The 17,794-nt window shown below is 68.6% G+C and carries 12 protein-coding genes; 7 read left to right on the top strand and 5 right to left on the bottom strand.

Annotated elements, in window-relative coordinates; all coding sequences use genetic code 11:
• Positions 1-17: 17 nt before the first annotated feature.
• Positions 18-1,472 (bottom strand): sigma-54-dependent transcriptional regulator, encoded by a 1,455-nt coding sequence (locus OV208_RS31955; RefSeq protein ID WP_267577710.1) that lies wholly within the window; start codon positions 1,470-1,472, stop codon positions 18-20.
• A 7-nt stretch (positions 1,473-1,479) separates the two neighbouring features.
• A complete protein-coding gene (locus OV208_RS31950; RefSeq protein ID WP_267577709.1) occupies positions 1,480-2,454 on the bottom strand; it encodes a sensor histidine kinase in 975 nt (324 codons plus the stop codon).
• A gap of 43 nt (positions 2,455-2,497) precedes the next feature.
• On the opposite strand from OV208_RS31950, the gene OV208_RS31945 reads away from it, so the two are divergent.
• Together OV208_RS31945 and OV208_RS31940 are read left to right on the top strand one after the other, a co-directional pair.
• Positions 2,498-5,383, top strand: coding sequence for a fused MFS/spermidine synthase (locus tag OV208_RS31945; RefSeq protein WP_420715064.1), 2,886 nt, complete (start codon positions 2,498-2,500; stop codon positions 5,381-5,383).
• Between the two features lie 172 nt (positions 5,384-5,555).
• Positions 5,556-5,819: a hypothetical protein gene (locus tag OV208_RS31940; RefSeq protein WP_267577707.1), complete on the top strand. Its 264-nt coding sequence runs from the start codon at positions 5,556-5,558 to the stop codon at positions 5,817-5,819.
• A 145-nt stretch (positions 5,820-5,964) separates the two neighbouring features.
• On the opposite strand, the gene OV208_RS31935 is transcribed toward OV208_RS31940, so the two are convergent.
• Complete coding sequence (locus tag OV208_RS31935; protein WP_267577706.1) at positions 5,965-7,110, bottom strand: hypothetical protein; 1,146 nt, start codon at positions 7,108-7,110, stop codon at positions 5,965-5,967.
• 3,447 nt (positions 7,111-10,557) lie between these two features.
• Here OV208_RS31935 and OV208_RS31930 point away from each other — a divergent pair.
• Genes OV208_RS31930 through OV208_RS31910 form a run of 5 tightly spaced genes read left to right on the top strand, consistent with a single transcriptional unit; the run spans position 10,558 to position 15,640 of the window.
• Entirely contained in the window at positions 10,558-11,886 is a 1,329-nt protein-coding gene (locus OV208_RS31930; protein WP_267577705.1) for an amidohydrolase family protein, read from the top strand.
• A gap of 14 nt (positions 11,887-11,900) precedes the next feature.
• Entirely contained in the window at positions 11,901-12,887 is a 987-nt protein-coding gene (locus OV208_RS31925) for a class I SAM-dependent rRNA methyltransferase (RefSeq protein ID WP_267577704.1), read from the top strand.
• Positions 12,888-12,920: 33 nt separating this feature from the next.
• Positions 12,921-14,141 (top strand): serine/threonine protein kinase, encoded by a 1,221-nt coding sequence (locus OV208_RS31920; protein WP_267577703.1) that lies wholly within the window; start codon positions 12,921-12,923, stop codon positions 14,139-14,141.
• A 25-nt stretch (positions 14,142-14,166) separates the two neighbouring features.
• Entirely contained in the window at positions 14,167-14,964 is a 798-nt protein-coding gene (gene truA, locus OV208_RS31915; RefSeq protein ID WP_267577702.1) for a tRNA pseudouridine(38-40) synthase TruA, read from the top strand.
• Between the two features lie 22 nt (positions 14,965-14,986).
• Entirely contained in the window at positions 14,987-15,640 is a 654-nt protein-coding gene (locus OV208_RS31910; protein ID WP_267577701.1) for a hypothetical protein, read from the top strand.
• A 25-nt stretch (positions 15,641-15,665) separates the two neighbouring features.
• Here the strand turns inward: OV208_RS31910 and argC are convergent, their stop codons facing one another.
• Together argC and OV208_RS31900 are read right to left on the bottom strand one after the other, a co-directional pair.
• The gene (gene argC / locus OV208_RS31905; protein ID WP_267577700.1) at positions 15,666-16,736 is read right to left on the bottom strand and encodes an N-acetyl-gamma-glutamyl-phosphate reductase; all 1,071 of its coding nucleotides are present in this window, start codon (positions 16,734-16,736) and stop codon (positions 15,666-15,668) included.
• Positions 16,733-17,794 (bottom strand): DUF1611 domain-containing protein, encoded by a 1,062-nt coding sequence (locus tag OV208_RS31900; protein ID WP_120540267.1) that lies wholly within the window; start codon positions 17,792-17,794, stop codon positions 16,733-16,735. Before OV208_RS31900 ends, argC begins: the two co-directional genes overlap by 4 nt.

Genomic DNA, 17,794 nt, shown 5'->3' with positions numbered 1-17,794 from the left:
TCGGGCCAGGGACAGTGTCAGGAAGCATCCTTCACCGGGTAAGGGTGCACCTGTGGACCCTGTCCCTGTGCAAGACCGAACTTTTGAAGCTTTCGTTCAAGGGTCGGACGGCTGATTCCCAGAATCTGACAAGTCCGTCCCTTGTGGCCCTTGGTCACCGTCATGGCCCGCGCGATGAGCTGCCGCTCGGCCTCTTCCAGGGTAGGGATGAGGCTCACATCGTCCACTGCGGGGGCGGCGAACATGGCGCCCGCGGTGCCGGGGGCCCGGTGGGCGTCGGGGCCCGGCGGGGCTTCCAGCGCGGGCAGGTCGTCGCCCCGGAGCACGTCGCCAGGGGCGAGCACCACGGCGCGGGTGAGGACGTTCTCCAGCTCGCGCACGTTGCCGCGCCAGGGCAACAGCGTGAGGCGCTCCATCACCTCCTGGGGCACGCGGGTGACGCGCTTGTGCACCTTCTCGTTGATGCGCTCCAGCATGTGCGTCACGAGCAGGGAGATGTCCTCGCGGCGCTCGCGCAGGGGCGGGATGAAGAGGGTGATGACCTTGAGGCGCTGGTAGAGGTCCTCGCGGAAGCGCCCTTGCGCCACCTCGTCGGAGAGGGTGCGGTGGGTGGCGGCGATGACGCGCGCGCGCAGCTTCACGCGCTTGACGCCGCCCACGCGCTCGAACTCGCGCTCCTGCAGGACGCGCAGCAGCTTCGCCTGGAGCATCAGCGACATGTCGCCAATCTCATCCAGGAACACCGTGCCGTCCTCGGCCATCTCGAACTTGCCGGGCTTGCCGGCGACGGCGCCGGTGAAGGCGCCCTTCTCGTGGCCGAACAGCTCGCTCTCCAGGAGCGTGTCCACGATGGCGGAGCAGTTGATGCCGATGAAGGGTCGCGCCTCGTCGTAGGAGTAGTTGTGGATGACGCGGGCGATGAGCTCCTTGCCCGTGCCGCTCTCTCCGGTGATGAGCACGGTGGCGGCGCTGCCCGTCACCTTGCCAATCTCCTTCACCAACTGCTGCATGGACGCGCTGGTGCCCACGATGTCGCCCAGGCGGACGACGGCGTTGTCGCGGTGGACTTCGTCCGCGCGGCGCGACAGCTGGCGGTACTCCAGCGCGCGCTCCACGACGAGGTCCAGGGCGGCCGGGTCGGGGAAGGGCTTGTGGATGTAGTCGAACGCACCGGCCTTCATGGCCCGGATGGTCGTCTCCATGTCGTGGTAGGCGGTGACGAGGATGATGCGCGCGTCGCCGCACAGGCCCTTCATCTCCTCGATGATCTCCAGGCCCGTCCGGTCCGGGAGCATCATGTCCAGGATGACCACGCTGGGCATGTTCTCCTGGGCCGCCCTGAGGCCCGCGGCGGCGCTCGTGGCGGTGAACACCTGATAGCGCGGCTGCCCGTCCTGCTCGATGTCCTCGAAATGCATCGTGAGGGTTTCGAGCAGCGACACGTCGTCGTCGACGATGAGGAGGGTCTCCATGGGGCTCTCAGGCAGCGAACGTCAGCGTGAACACCATCCCCGGTTCGGCGCTTCCCTCGGCGACCACCTCACCCCCCACGCCCGTCATCACCCTGCGCAAGGCGGCCAGGGACAGGCCCGCCCCCCGTGCCAGCCGGGAGCCGAACGGGTCGAACAGCGTGCCCCTCTCTTCGGGGGGCAGGGCGGCGGCCGGGTCGTCCAGGATGAGGCTGACCTGGCCCGGGGCGGCCTGACGCAGGGTCACCTGGACGCGGCCCTCCTCGGGCAGGCCCATGGCCACGTTGAGCAATACCTGAGCGAGCACGGGCCTCAAGCGGTTGGGATCCACCCTCACGCGGGGCAGGTCGGCCTCTTCCTTCACGTCCACTTCGATGCGGCGCTCGGCCAGTTCCGGCGCCACCATGGCGGTCGCCTCCTGGACGACCGAGCGCAGCGGGTGGGAATCCAGGTTCGCGGCGCCCTCGCGGCCGTACTCGGAGAGCAGCCAGAGCATGCGCTCCATGGTGCGGATCTCCCGGTTGGCGATGGTGAGCCGTCGCTTGTCCCGGTCCGACAGGCCGGTGTTCCGGGCGAGCGTCTGCACCGCCATCTTCACCGACGACAGCGGGTTGCGGATCTCATGGCTGAGCGAGGACGACAGCCGGGAGATCTGCACCGGGGGGGCGCCCTCCAGCACGGCGCCCAGGTCGAGCACGCCACAGGAGGCCTCCTCGCCGTCCATCCCCAGCACGAGGCGCAGGTAGGTCGCGGGCGGGCCGCCGGGCGAGGTGGAGACGAACTCCACCGCGCGGCGGTCCTCGCGGGCGCGGGCGTCCAGCTCCCGGGCGCGCTCCTGCGTGACGCCGAGGACCGTGTGCAGGGAGCTGCCGACCAGCGTGGAGGCAGGGCGGCGCAGCACCGTGGCGCAGTCACCCTCCGCGCGGGTCACCCGGAGTTGGGGAGACCAGGCGAGCTGTGCGGCTTGCAGGAGTTGGGCATTCATTGGTGGGCCTGAAACATACCGGTTAACGTCGCGCGCTGTCCCTATGACCCACACACCACGTCCTCCGAAGAACCTTGTGGCCGCGCTCCTGTTCCTGTCCGGTGCGACCGCGCTCGTCTACGAACTGGTGTGGTCCAAGTACCTGGGAAACGTCCTGGGTAACAGTGGCCAGGCGCATGCCGTGGTGCTGGCCACCTTCATGGGGGGGTTGGCGCTGGGGGCATTTGTCTTCGGGCGGACAGCGGACCGGGTGAAGAACCCGCTGGCGCTCTACGGCGTGCTGGAGCTGGGCGTGGGCCTCTACGCCCTGGCGTTCCCCTACGTGCTGGGCGCGCTGGAGCACGTGTGGCTGTCGGTGGCGGTCCATGTGCCGGAGCACCTGCGGGTAGGGCCCCGGCTGCTGGTGTCCTCGCTGTCGCTGGTGGTGCCCACGCTGCTCATGGGCGGCACGCTGCCGGCGCTGGTGCGGCACTTCGCCGCGAGCCTCGCCGGGGTGCGCAAGGAGCTGGCGCGGCTGTACGCCATCAACAGCCTGGGCGCGGCGGTGGGCGTCTACATCGCGGGCACGCGGCTGGTGCCGCTCATCGGCCTGTCCGCTTCCGCGACGCTGGCCGCCGGGCTCAACGTGTTCCTCGCGCTGGCGGCGCTGGCGCTGGCCCGTCAGCATCCGCCCGCGGTGGTGGTGGGGGCGGCGGCGGCCGTGGAGGACGTGGCCTATCCCCGGCGGGCGGTGCGCGCCGCGCTCCTGGGCGTGATGCTGTCGGGCTTCACGTCGATGCTGTACCAGGTGACGTGGATCCGCCTGCTGTCCATCGTCCTGGGGGCGTCCACCTATGCCTTCACCCTCATCCTGACGGCGTTCATCCTGGGCATCGGCCTGGGCAGCTTCTGGCTGATGACGCGCAAGGAGGGTGGGGATTCGCTGAAGCTGTATGGCTGGACGCAGGTGGGGCTGGTGCTGAGCCTCTGCGTAGCCCTGCCGCTGTACGTGCGGCTGCCGCACCTGTTCCGCTGGTCGGAGTGGATGCTCGCGCGCGAGGTGGAGACCTGGCCGCTGTTCCAGGCCATCACCTTCGCGTTCTGCTGTCTGGTGCTCCTCATCCCCACGTTCATCATGGGCGCGGCCTTCCCGGCCGCCGCGCGGGTGGCCACGGCGAAGGTGTCCGAGGTGGGGCGCCAGCTGGGCGGCGTGTACCTGTGGAACACGCTGGGCACCATCTCCGGCGCCGTGCTGGGCGGACTGGTGCTGATGCCCTTCTGGGGCATGCAGGGCAACTTCGTCGCGGGGGCGGTGGCGAACCTGCTGGCCGCGGGGCTCGCGTTCGAGGCGACCTCCCACGGCAAGCAGGCGGAGGGCGCGAAGCCAGTGCCGGCGTGGCGGGTGTTCGCGCCGGTGGGCGGGGCGGCGGTGCTGGCGCTCCTCGTGCTGGGCGGGATGCACGGCTGGCCGCAGCGGCTGAGCGACATCGCGGCGATCCGCGTGGACCGCAAGCCCCCGGAGAGCTACGCGACGTTGGTGGAGCGGACGAAGCGGCTCATCCGTCCGCTGTTCTACGCGGACGACACCTTCGCCACGGTGATGGTGGGCGAGTTGTCGAAGGAGAACCTCCGCTTCATGAAGATCAACGGCAAGGTGGACGCCTCCAACGGGGGCGACATCGAGACGCAGGTGGTCGCGGGCCACCTGGGCGCGTTGCTCCAGCCGCGCGAGCCGCGCAACGTGCTCCTGGTGGGTTCGGGGGCGGCCATCACCGCGGGCAGCGTGCTGGCGCATCCGGTGGAGCGCCTGGACATGGTGGAGATCTCCCCGGCGGTCATCGAAGGGGCGCGCCTGTTCAAGGCGGACAACCGCAACGCGGTGGATGATCCGCGCACGCACATCCACATCGACGATGCGAAGACGTTCATGGCGCTGGCGCCCATCAAGTACGACCTCATCGTCAGCGTGCCCTCCAACCCGTGGGTGGCGGGCGTGTCCGGCCTCTTCACGCGCGACTTCTTCCAACTGGTGGACAAGCACCTGGCCGAGGACGGCGTGCTGGTGCAGTGGATCCACACGTACGAGAGCAACCGGGAGCTGGTCCGGCTGGTGATGCGCACGCTGCGCGACACCTTCCCCCACGCCACCACGTGGCTGGGCCCCGAGGACCTGGTCATGGTGGCCAGCCGCAAGCCGCTGTCGTTCGACGCCGCGTCGGTCGCCGCGCGCATGGCCCGGCCGGAGGTGAAGGCGGACCTGGAGCGGGTGGACATCAAGGACCTGTTCGCGCTGCTGTCCAAGCAGCTGCACAGCGACGCCGGACAGAAGGCGTTCGCGGGGGAGGGCCCCATCAACACGGACGACCACAACCTGCTGGAGTACGCCTCGCCGGTGGCCTTCTTCCTGTCGCAGTTGGACGTGCGGGTGAAGGACGAGCGCCGGGCGCCGGACTCGGGCCCCGGGTTGCTGCTGCACGACTACGTGCGCCAGCACCCGCCCACCGCGGAGCAGGCCGCGGGGCTGTACCGCAACATCGAGCGCTACCACGCGGAGAAGGATCCGCTGGTGCGCGGCGTGGCGACGCTGTGGCACTCGCTGGCGCCGGAGGATCCCGCCGCGGTGCTCGCGCTGGGCAAGGCGCTGGTGGCGCAGGGCGAGCTGAGCGTGGCGGCGTCGCTGTTGGAGCCGGAGGTGGCCAAGGGAGGCCGTTCTCCGGAGCTGACGACGGCCTACCTCAAGCTGGTGTCCGCCCGGGCCTGGGCGGCCCGGACGGTGTGGACGCCCCGGAGCGATGACGTCGCCATCGCGCTGGCCCGGGAGGTGGTGCCGCGCCACCCGCAGGATGCGAAGCTCCAGAAGGCCTACAAGGAGTTCTGCGAGGCCATGCCCCCGGTCGCATGTGATCCGAAGGCTTCTGTGGTGCCGACGGCGGCCCCCGGAGGGCCGTGAAACACCCCTGCAAAGGCCTTGAGTGGGTCCAGGTGGCTGGAATCACTGGATCCGCCCCCCCATCCTCCCGATGACGGATGGAGGTTCGTGTGGGATCCTTCTACTGTCCGTTTCGACCCTGACATTCGCAGGGTGAGTTTTTCACCGCTGCAAGACCCCTGGAGAGACCCCCATGAACGCGATGGCGAAGAAGAAGAACCAGCTCCGTAAGTCCCGTGGTCAGGGCATGACCGAGTACATCATCATCGTCGCCCTGATCGCGATCGCGGCCATCGGCGTCATCACGCTCTTCGGCGACAACATCCGCAAGCTGTTCGGCGCGTCCGCCGCGGCCCTCTCCGGCAAGGACAACGTCGAGAACGACGGCCAGGAAGCGTCGGACGCGCTGAAGAAGAAGACGATGAAGACGTTCGGCCAGAACAACACGTACAACTGAGCCGCGACCCGGCTCCGCTGGGGGGCTTCGGCCGCCCTCGCGTCGCCAGGTTCTTCTCGTGAATGGCAGGTCCTTCCACTTGGAAGGGCCTGCCATTTTCATTTTCGCGGCGGTGGGGCGGGCCCGGCCCCTCGCGCCTTGCGGCCTACCGCGCTCCGGCCGCGGGGCTCGGCGAAGCGTTGGAGAGGCCCAGGCGGCGCAGCATCACCTGCCGGATGGAGGGGATGCGGAAGCGGAAGATGAAGGCATCCGCGTAGTAGTGGGCGAGCACCACCGCGAAGCCCAGGGACGTCAGGCCGCGAAGCAGGGGATGTGACAGCGCGCCGCTGCCGATGCTGAGCGAGCCCTTCACGGGCCCGTCCAGCAGGAAGCCATGCACCACGCCCAGCGCGAGCAGCGGGAGCATGGCCAGGACCATGGCGGGCCAGATGAACGCGCGGCGCAGGCGGGGCGCGTCGCCTTCGCGCGGCTCCAGCATGCGCGCGCTGAGCATGTAGTACTCCAGCCCGTGCATGCCCGGCAGCATCACGTAGCCCCATTCGGGGGCCACGAGCGCCAGGCCCGTCGCCGTCGCCATGCCCAGGAGGTAGAGCACCTTGGGGCCGCTGGCGGTGCCGGAGCGCAGCACGGAGCGGAACAGCAGCAGGAAGTAGCCCAGCCACAGGACGATGAGTACGGGCAGCATCTGCCACGGCAGCACGCGGCCCTGGCCCACATCCAGGTAGGCGCTGGCGTTGGGCGCGGCGGACTCCGCGACGAAGAAGATGCGGACGAGCAGGATGGACAGGAGCAGCGGGACGTAGAGCTGCTGCAACTTGCGCTCGAGCGGGGTGGGGGGCGAGAGGCCCGCCTGTCCACCGCGCAGGCCGTGCAGCGACCACAGGCCCCGGTGTTGCGACAGGGTGTGGTGCATGCCGAAGACGTTGAAGATGACGGCCACGGCGAAGGTGTGGATTGTGCGGTCGGCGTAGAAGGTGAAGAAGAACCCCGCGCCCACCGCGAGCATGGCGAGGGTGCCCGCGAGGATGTTCCGGGGCTGGCGGGGGGCGGCGGTGAGCACGTCCCGGTGCACGCCGAAGAGCAGGAACGTGAGCACCACGTGGGTGGCGTTGCCGAGGATGTTCTGGGCGGTCCAGGACATCAGCCGGTGGGCCCCATCCGAGGACGCGGGCGCCAGGAACGCGCTGGCCCCGGCCGCGCAGAGGGTGAGGGCCAGGGGAATGGCGAGGATGGCCAGGTCGGCCCCGGGAGAGAACAGCCACAGGCGGCGGAAGCGCAGCGAGCCGGGCACGGCCGGCGCGTCCTGCTCTGGGGAGGTGGCGACTCCGGGGCTGAGCGGTGTCATGGCCCGGGGAGTATAGCGGGGCCCCGGGGTCCCCAGAACCCCGGTGGTCCCTGCTGCCCTGCACGCTGGCCTGGAGAGGGCGGGACTCCTGCGCGGGATCCGGATGCTCTTCGTGGTGGCCGCGCCCTTGGCGGCCCTGGTGTCGCGGACACCGACCCCTTCGGGCACGTCGAGGTGTGGGATTGTCCTCATCCCGAGGGAACGGCTGCTAGCGTAGGATGGACTTCTCCCGGGGGTACGGGCGGTCCGTGGACGATTCCCCCGAATCTCCATCCATGGCGGGGTGGGGAGGTGCAGATGCGGTTCGTGCAGTTTGTATGGGTTGCTGTGGGAGCGTTCGTAGGCCTTCAGACGCTGGGTCTGCTGATGCTTGCCCTGCCTCGTCGTTTTGGACGGTGGCTGATGGCCGCAGACGTTTCATGGGGCGCAGGCACAATTCCAGTTGTCGTGATTGTCTGGTTGCTGAGCGCGACTTTGGGTGCCATTCTTTCTGTCTATGCTTGGAGGTGGAGGTTCAAGCGTTGAGGCTTCTTGATTTGGGGGCACTCATCGCGCAGGTGCCCGTGCTTCCCGGTGACTGGGGGGAGGGGCGCGTGTCGCGACTGGATCGTCGCTCCTGGTCTCGTGGACTGTTCCTGGAATCGGGACTACCACTGCGCAGCCCTGTCAGAGGGATGCGGATTGTCCTGCGGGCTGCGGCGGAAGTGCATGGGTCATGTGGGCCCTGATGAAATTACTTGTCCATGGAGCGATGCCGGGCTCGTTGAGGTGTTTCTGGTCCCTCTGCTGGGCCCACGGAATGAGGCGCGGCAAGGACCAGGAGTGCCCTGGTTCGTATGGGGGCAGAAGCATCGGGTGGATGGTTGGGTTGATGGTCTTCATGGCAGGTGAAACGGGCTGCCTCCGCGCGGTTCATGAAGATCGCTTCAACGACCTCCTCCCTGGGTGCCGCGATCTTCCAACGGTCGATTCTCCGTGCGACTGTCCTCCCTCGGCGCTGCGAGACGAGTTCTGTCCAAAGGGGGCGGATGGGGGCGTCGGTGAGGCATCGTCGCGGAGGGATGTGCATGGCTACCGTGCGAAGTGAAACCCTGGATGTGGCTGGAGATTTCTGCCTGCGCCTGGATGGGCGCCAACGTCTTGAAGTTGTACTGGCGGATGCCTGGCGGTCTTCAACCCACTTCGCCCTTGTTCGCCGTGGCCGGACGCGAGTCGACGGGGCCGACGCTGCGGTGCCTACTCCTGCGTTGAGGCGGTTGCAGCACGACTTCGAGAGGCTTCGACCGGTGGCAACGGAGGCGTTGTGGGTGTCGTCGTGGCCTGGAACGACTACCAGTCCCAACGTCCTGTGGGTGAAGTGTCGTACGAACGGTGGGGTGGATGTTCCTCTGGACGACGAGGCGCTTTGGAGGGGTATTGGGGCGTGGGAGGATCTGCAGTTGTTTGAAGGGAAGAGGTTGAAGATGTTTGTCTGCGGTCATGAGCGGTTTGGAGCCGTCTGGGGCTCTGAACGCTTCTTTCAGCGGCTGGGTGTTGCTTCGGTGCGAAGCGGGCCAGAGACCTACGAAGTCGTCGGCGAGCGTCTCCATCCCGCTGTATGGTCTCTGCTCACCCAGGGGCTCCAGGTCCTTTCTTGAGGGCGCGCACGCTGGAGGGCCTTGCCCTCGTCGTATTGGCAGCCTGCACTGCTCGTCCTGCCGTGACTTCACCGGAGCGAGCAACCCCTGTCGCTGCTAACAGTCGCGAGCCGGAGCCGAGTGTCGTGCTTGATGAGGCAAGTCCGGCAGAATCAAGTCCGGCATGGGACGTCAAATCGGAGATTCCTCCTTGGCCTTGCAATGTGAATCGCGCGTCCTGGAGGGTTCGAATCCTGGACGTCCATGTCAGTGCCGGAGACTGCCGTGTCTCAGTGGCTCCGCCCGATAAAATGGGTCGCTGTGCGGTCGATTGGCGTGAGTCAGCGCAGATCATTGGTTGCATTGGCTCTCCCGCGACGCACCTTGTCTACTCGATCGAGCCCGATGAGGATGTGCTCCTGTGCGGGCGTTGGTGGCGCTGCGGGTGTGATGGAGAGCGGCCCTGATATGGGGCCGCACCGCGAAGGAGGTGGAAAAGACAGGTTGGGGCCGTGAGAAATCTTCTTTGGGTGGTCGCGGTCGCGTCTGTTTCGGGCGGTTGTCATGCGTCGCGCGGCCAATTGGATGACGTGCGATATGATCCTCTCTCTGGTTTGAAGTGCGTCAGACCGGCGCGGAGTGATGCGCAGTGGTTCAAGACGCCCGAAGGTGTCGGCGTGTTTGGGCCAGGTCCTCCCGATCTTCGGGTGGTGACTCCTATTTTTGGAAGTGTTGCATATTCCAGGGTGGCTCATAGCTGGAGTGGACTGGACTGTTCTCGTAGCCTGTCTCTGGTTGTTGAGTTCAAGCTGGTCGGCCCGAGCGTGTTCTCTGAAGCGGCTCGTGTGGAAGCTGTCCAGGGGGATCGTTCGCTGACTGGGGGCTTGCCATGTAGGAGCACTTCGAGAGTCAGTGGCTATCCGTCGTTTGAGTGTATTTACGAGGTGGAGGGGTCTAAAGTCTGGAGGCGAATTGTTGTTGTCGGTCGGGATGTGGTGATTTTGACTGCGGGATCCCTGGCTGGTGATCCCTTTGATGAGGCCAATTTCTATATGGATTCCATGGTGGTTGATTCGTCATTGGTTATTCCGTTGAAAGGTTGATGCGCACCCTCGCTCGGTGAGTGAAGCGCCGTGGTATGTTCTGGGCGACGTTCAGATACAGTCTGGTGACAGCCAGAGCTACCCGTTTCCTACCCAGCTCACATGATTCCATTGCTGACAGCGCAGATGCTTGAACAAGCAGCGAAGGTCCTGGACTCGTTGGACCGGTATTGGCCAGGCCATCCCGAAGTCGCAAGGTTTGGAGCGGAACTCCGCCTTCTACCCCTGCTCGCGGATTGGACCGGCATCTTGGGTCTCGACATGACTGGCGGAATCTACTCGGTCTCCTATGACACTCCGGAGCATCGAGAGCGCCTGGTGGATGAGCTGCGCCTGAATCTTGCCTTCGGGGCTGCGGCTCGGCGATACGAGGAACTTGGCTGGCTGAAGCCGACTCGAGGGGAGGGGGATTTGACCTGCGGTTCCTGCGGGGAGGCTGGGTTTTCGACAGGACAGCACTTTCCATTCCCTGTCATTTGCCAGTGCGGTGGGCTGGGGTGGCTGCCGGCCAGCGTGAACAAGGCGTCGAAGATGTGAAGGAGGAGGCGTGTTCGCTCCTGCTCGATCAGGGCCCGCCGCCCGAGGCTTCTTGAGCCCCAGCGCCACCCAGGCCTACTCCCCAGGAGGGACAGGGTTCTTTCCCGACCCGGCCCCGTGCTAAAACGGGGATGTCCATGGAAGGCCGACTGCTGCTGAAGAACTGTGCCGTGTTCCGTGCGGACGGTCGCGTCCGCCACGGCATGGCTGTCGTGGTGGAAGAGGGCATCATCCGCCGCGTCGCCCCGGATGCCGAGGTGCCCGTGCTGCCCGGTGACTGGGAGGTCGCGTGTCGCGGCCGGCTCGTCGCCCCCGGCCTCGTGGACTGTCACTCGCACCTGGTCAACGGGCAGCTCCTGCCGCCCAACGGCGACTTCCTCCTGCGCCAGCCCCGCTCGCGCCTGGAGCGCATGCGCCAGGTGGCCAACCTCCTCATCGCCGAGGACGTTGAAATCCTCACCCGCTTCGCCGCCGCCCGCGCCCTCCTCGACGGCGTCACCCTCGTCGTCGACCACCTGTCCTGCCCCACCGACGTCTCCGGCGGCCTGGACGCCCAGGCCCGCGCCGCCGACGCGTTGGGGCTGCGCCTCGTCGCGTCCCACTCCACCCACAGCCTGGATGGGGCCGCCCAGGCCGACGCCCAGGCGGACGCCAACGCCGACTTCGTGCGCCGCCACCGCGACCACCCCCGGGTGCGCGGGGCGCTGGGCTTTCATGCGTCGTTCACCTGTGAAGACGCGCTGCTGTCCCGCATCTCCCGCCTGCGCGAGGAACTGAACGCGCCCCTCGTCTTCCACCTCGCGGAGAGCGAGGACGACCTCTCCGCCACCTACGCCGCGCATGGCCGCCGAGTCGTGCCCCGCCTGGATGCGCTGGGCCTCCTGGGCCCCTTCGCCATCGCCGGCTACCCGCGCGCCGTGGAACGCGCCGAAGCTGAACGGCTGGCCGCCTCCGGCACCTTCGTCGCCCTCACGCCCCGCGCCACCCGGTCCTTCGAGCGCGTGGGCGAGTCCGCGGAGGGCCCCCTGTCCAGCCTGCACCTCGTGGGCCTGGGCACCGGCGGCCATGGCACCCTCCAGGAGGAACTGAGCGCGGCGCTCGCCGGGATGCTGCACCTGGCCCGCTCCGGCCGGATGCCCGACCTGGACGACTCGCTGGCGCACCTGTTCGTCAGCGGCCCCGCGGAGCTGTGCACCCGCATCTATGGCCGGCCCTCCGGCGGCGTGGATGAAGGCAGCCTCGCGGACCTCGTCGTCTACGACGCCATCCCCGCCGCCGACCCGGAGACGGGCTACTCGCCCTTCCTCCTGGGACAGATCGTGCCCTCGCGCGTGGCCTGGACGGTCGTCAACGGCCGGGTCTGCGTGCGCGAAGGCCAACTGCTCGGCAGCGACTATGTGGACCTGGCCCGGGACGCCGCCGCCGCCATGGCCCGCGTCTGGTCCCGCGCACGGCTGGGCTCGTAGGGTAGAAGGGGCGCGTGAGTGCCCTGCCTCCCCACCTCGTGGACACCTTGCGTGCCGCCCGCGCACGTCGCGGTGCGCTGCTCTCCGACGCCGCCACCACCGCCTTCCGCCTGCTGAACGGCGCCGCGGACGGCGTGCCGGAAGTCACCGCGGATGTCTTCGGCGACGTCGTTGTCGTCAGCCTCTACCGCGACCTGTCCGAAGCGGAGGAGACCACGCTCCTCGACGCCGCCGTCTCCGCCTGGACGCCCCGGAGCGTCTACCTGAAGCGCCGCCCCCGCGAAGCCCGCGTGCTCGCCAACGTGGCGAAGGACTCGCTCGCTCCGGAGGCCGCCGCCCGGGGTGAGCCGGCGGAGGACTTCGTCGCGAAGGAGAACGGCCTGGGCTTCCACATCCGCCCGGGGCAGGGCCTCTCCGTGGGCCTCTACCTGGACATGCGCGACACCCGCGCGTGGCTCCAGTCCCAGGCCCGGGGCCTCACCGTGCTCAACCTCTTCGCGTACACCTGCGGTTTCGGGGTCGCCGCCACCGCGGGCGGCGCGAAGCGCGTGCTCAACCTGGACGCCAGCCGCCGTGTCCTCGAATGGGGCGAGGAGAACGCGCGCCTCAACGGCCAGGGCGTGGACCGCTACGACTACGTGGCCGGCGACGTCTTCGATTGGCTCCAGCGCCTCGCGAAGAAGGGCGAGTCCTTTGACGTCGTGGTCGCCGACCCTCCTTCCTTCTCGAATACCAAGACGAACCGCTTCTCCGCCGCGCGCGACTACTCCCGGCTGGCGGACGCCGCCGCCCGGGTGGTGGCCCCCGGCGGACGCCTGGTTGCCTGCTGCAACCTCGCGGGTCTGCCCGTGCGCCGGTTCGAAGCCATGGTGCTCGAAGGCGTGACGCGGGCCGGCAGGGCAGGGCGGACGGTGGGGTCGCTCGGTCCCTCGGGGCTCGACTTTCCAACACCTTCCGGCGAGGAGCCGGCGCTCAAGGTGCACGTCGTCCAACTTCGTTAGCCCCGCAGGGCGCGGCGCGGCTACATTGCCGCCATGGCTCCCCCTGCCTCCGCGCCCCCGCGCGACGCCGTCCGCTTTGGCAACTACCGACTCATCGACCGGATCGCCGTGGGGGGCATGGCCGAGATCTTCCTTGCGCACCAGGTGGACTCGCGCGGTGACGAGACGCCCATCGTCATCAAGCGCATCCGTCCGCATCTGTCCAAGCACGCCGCCTTCGTGAAGATGTTCCTCAATGAGGCGCGGCTGGCGTCCCAGCTCAACCACCCCAACATCGTGCAGATCCACGACCTGGGGAAGATCGTCGACAGCTACTTCATCGCCATGGAGTACGTGTCTGGCCGCGACATGCGCCGCATCGTGCCCAAGGCGGAGGCCATGGGGATTCCCTTCCCCCTCGTCTACGCGTTGAAGATTGCCTCCTGCGTCTGCGCGGGCCTGCACTACGCGCACCAGAAGAAGGACCTGCACGGCAACCCGCTCAACATCGTCCACCGCGACGTGACGCCGGAGAACATCGTCGTCGCCTTCGACGGCACGGTGAAGGTGCTCGACTTCGGCATCGCCAAGGCCGCCAACCAGGTGGAGGAGACGCGCTCCGGTGAAATCAAGGGCAAGCTCAGCTACATGAGCCCGGAGCAGTGCCTGGGCCGGCCGCTGGACTGCCGCAGTGACATCTTCTCGATGGGCACCGTCCTCTACGAGTGGCTCACTGGCTTCAAGCTCTTCACTGGCGAGTCCGATGTCGCCGTGATGCGCAGCATCACTGAAGCGAAGATCTACGCCCCGTCCTACTTCCGCGAGGACCTGCCGGAGCGCGTGGAGGCCATCCTGATGCGCGCGCTTGCCCGCGACCGCGAACGCCGGTACGCGACGGCCGCGGACATGCAGCGCGACCTGGACGCCTTCCTGGACGCGTACGACTTCACGCCCTCGCCGCTGCACCTGGCCAACTTCGTCAAGCAGCTCTTCGAAGACGAACGCTCGCAGGAGCTGCGCCGCGTCTCCACCCGCCAGTCCTCCGCGCCCACCTCCGAGGCGGCGCTGGAGTTGTCGGAGGTGGTGGCGTCCGTGGACGGCCCGCCCACGGAGGCGATGCGCCTGGATGACACCTCCAGCACGGAGCCGCGCCTGCTCGCGCTCCCACTGGACCCCGCGCTGTACGAGAAGCTGGAGGCGCAGGCTCGCAAGGCCGGTGTCGGCACGGCGAAGCTGGTGGCGGACCTGCTGGAGGGCTGGCTGAAAACGCGCTGAGTCCGCGCGTCCTGGTCACCACGTCATGCCCCGGCTGAAGTTGACGCTCGAATACGACGGCACCCGGTACGTGGGCTGGCAGGTGCAGCCCAACGGGCCGTCCATCCAGTCCACGCTCCAGGACGCGCTCCACAAGCTCCTGGATGAGCGCGTGTTCGTGGCCTCCGCGGGCCGCACCGACTCCGGCGTGCACGCCACGGGGCAGGTGGCCTGCTTCGACGCCGGGCGCGTGCTGCCCCTGAAGGCCTACACCATGGGCCTCAACGGCATCCTTCCGCCGGACATCGCGGTGGTGGCCGCCGAAGAGGTGTCCCCGGACTTCGACCCGCGCCGCTGGTCGCGCGGCAAGCGTTACCGCTACCGGCTGAGCAATCGGCGGATGCGCTCGCCGCTGTTGCGCACGACGCACTGGGAGCTCTTCGCCCCGTTGGATGTGGAAGCCATGCGCCGCGCGTCGCAGGCCCTGCTGGGCCGGCACGACTTCTCCGCCTTCCGCGCCGCGGACTGCCAGGCGAAGCACGCGGTGCGCGAGGTGCGGCAGGTGCGCGTGGAGGGCACCTCCGGTGACGCGGTGTCCGTCGTCGTGGAGGGCACCGCGTTCCTCAAGCACATGGTGCGCAACCTGGTGGGCACGCTGGTGGACGTGGGCAAGGGACGCCGCCCCGAGGCGTGGGTGGCGGAGGTGCTGGCCTCGCGCAACCGGAAACTGGCGGGCGCCACCGCGCCGCCCCAGGGGCTGGTGCTGGAGGAGGTCTTCTATGGCGATGGCCCGCCCCCTCGCTCGGTGGGGGACGCGACCGTCGCGGAAGAGGACGAAGGGTAAGAGTGCGCTAGGCTTTCGCGCCGTGAGCTCCAAACCCGGTGTCCTCGAGCCGTTGCGCGTCCGCATCCGTCGCTTCCAGTTCATCGTTGGACTGGGGTTCCTGTCGCTCGTGCTGGGCGCGATGCTCAGCGTGTCGCTGATGGTCCGCCTGAAGGAGGGGGTGGGCGCGCTGCCCTCCGACTTCCTCCGGCTCGTCGTGACGGTGGTGCTGCAGGACCTGTGGGTGCTCGCCGTGCTGCCGGCCCTCTGCTACGTCGGCTCTCGCATCGTGCCGCTGCGGCCGTGGAGCACGGCCCTGGGCGCCGCGGCGACCGGCGGATTCTTCGTCGTCGCGCTCAGCTTCGTGAGCGACGGCGGAGACGCGCTGACGGAGGGGTGGGGGCTCGCGTCGGCGTTGCGCCTTGGGACCTTCGTGGGCGGCGCCCTGCTCAGCGCCCAGGCCATCCGCGTGGGACGGACCGCCGCCGAACGGGGCTCCTCCGTCGCCCAGGTGAAGTCCGTGGCGCGCCAGTCGGAGTACGACGAGTTCCTCAAGGCCGCAGAGGCGGACGGCGCGCGCATGGAGCAGCGCGACCAGGCCGCCGCCGCTGCTGCTGCCGCACCCGCCGCGTCCCCGGCCACGCCCGAGGGGCAGGACTCCCCCCCAGGCGAAGCACCGAAGACGCCCGCGGCCTGAGGGCCGCGGGGATTCACCACGGGGACTACGGGTAGCAGGCCGCCTGGCGCAGGCCGGTGTCTTCCTCGAAGCCGAGCGCGACGTTGAAGTTCTGCAGCGCCTGCCCGGCCATGCCCTTCACCAGGTTGTCCAGCGCGGCCATCACCGCCACCGAGCGGCCCTTGGTGGCGACGGAGATGTCGCAGAAGTTGCTGCCGGTGACGGCCGCGACGCGCGGCGTACCCTCCACGATGCGCACGAACTTCGAGCCCTCGTAGTAGCGGCGGTACTTGTCCGTCAGCGACTGCGTCACCACCGCGCCGCCGTGCTCCGGCCACTCGAACTGCACGGTGGCGAAGATGCCGCGCACCATGGGCGCCGAGTGCGGCACGAAGGCCAGCCGATGCCGGGATGCCCCGTGCGCCACCAGCATCACCTCCACCTCCGCCTCGTGCTGATGCTCCAGCGGCTTGTACGCGCGGAAGTCGTGCGCACGCGTCGGGTGGTGCGTGCCCTCACCCGGCAGCGAACCGGAGCCGGAGGAACCCGTCACGCCCGACACGGCCAGCAGGCCCAGGCCCGGCGTGGCCGCGATGGGCAACAGTGCCAACTGCACCGCCGTGGCGAAGCAGCCCGGGTTGGCGATGCGCTTCGCCGTCTTCACCTGCTCGCGCTTCCACTCGGTGAGCCCGTAGGTGAACGTGCCCAACAGCTCCGGCGCGGGGTGCGGCCGGCCGTAGGCGCCCGCGTAGCGCCCCGGGTGGTCCAGGCGGAAGTCGGACGACAGGTCCACGAGCAGCATCCGGTCCGTGAGGCCGGCGTCCGCCCACTTCTTCTCCAGCCCCGCGAACTGCGACGCCAGCTCCCCATGGCCCAGCGCGCTGAACACCACCGGGCGCGGCGAGTCCTGGAGCCACTTCCAGTCCGGCTCCGCCTCGAAGCGGCCGTCCACCAGCCCGCGCAGGTGCGGGTGCACCTTGTGGATGGGCGAACCGGCATGGTGCCGGGACACCACGCGGATGCCGGCCACGCCGGGATGTCCGGACAGGAGTCGCAACAGCTCGCCTCCGCCGAAACCGGAAGCTCCCAGGATGTAGATGTGCGCAGGCGTCGTCATGACTTCCTCCCCGCGCCCAGCCGGGGCGCGAGCTTTTCCACGATGAGATTTCCCAGGGCGTTCGGATCCGCGCGCGCGTTGCGGGCCGGCAATCCCACCACCTGCTCCACGAAGCGCACGCCCACCGCGTTGTCCGTCGCGGGCCCCGCCACCATGTCCATCTCGATGCCGTACACCTCGCGCAGGTGCCGCACGCCACCGGCCGCACCGACCGGGTCATTGGCGCAGAGGATGAACGCGCTGCCCAGGGCCTTGAGCTCCGGGTCCGCCAGGATGGCCTGCACGCCGTACTCGCCCATGATTCCGTCGCCCGTCTCCGCGACGATGACGTCCACGTCCTGGGCCGCCATCTCCGAGAACACGATGCGCGCGACCTTGGACGCCGTGCGCGCCCCGGTGCAGACGATGCCCGCGTCCGTGAAGTCCATCACCACGTCCGCGCCGCTGTCCTGCATGGCCAGGGTGTCGCGCATCAGCGACACGCCGGTGAGCTTGGCGCCGCCCACGCGGTAGCCCGCCTGGGAGAGCTTTCGCACCACGACGCTGGCCGCGTACGTCTTGCCCGCGTTCATGCACGTGCCCACCACGTAGACCACCGGACACGTCACCGCCTTCGACGTGCCCTTGAGCGCGCCCGCGGAGACGTGCGCGTGCACGCCCGCTCGGGACTGGAACTCCGGGAACGTCAGCACCTGGCCCAGCACCTCCGCCTCGAAGGGCGCGCCCACGCCGGGGTTGTGCGACGTGCACTTCCCGATGACGCCGCCCATGTTGAGGATGTGGAGCCGGTCGCCCACCGTGACGGACGTGGGCACCACGCCCTCGTAGCCGTGCAGGGCGTTGCGGTGGCCCAGCGCGCCCACGACGATGTCGCCCGCGTGGAGCGTGACGAGCCGGCCGTTCACGTCCTCCAACTGGTTGTAGACGGTCTTCTCCCCGTGGATGCGGACCGCGATGACCGCGCCCTCCTCGCACTTCACCTCGTCTGCGAGGTGCACCGTGCGGCCCACCTGGAGGTTGCGAGTGACACTGCCCACCTTGTCGACCTGGATCTTCAT

This window comes from Corallococcus sp. bb12-1 (genome assembly GCF_026626765.1).
In the GTDB taxonomy this organism is placed as follows: domain Bacteria; phylum Myxococcota; class Myxococcia; order Myxococcales; family Myxococcaceae; genus Corallococcus; species Corallococcus terminator.
This window is presented reverse-complemented; position numbering and strand designations above follow the sequence as displayed.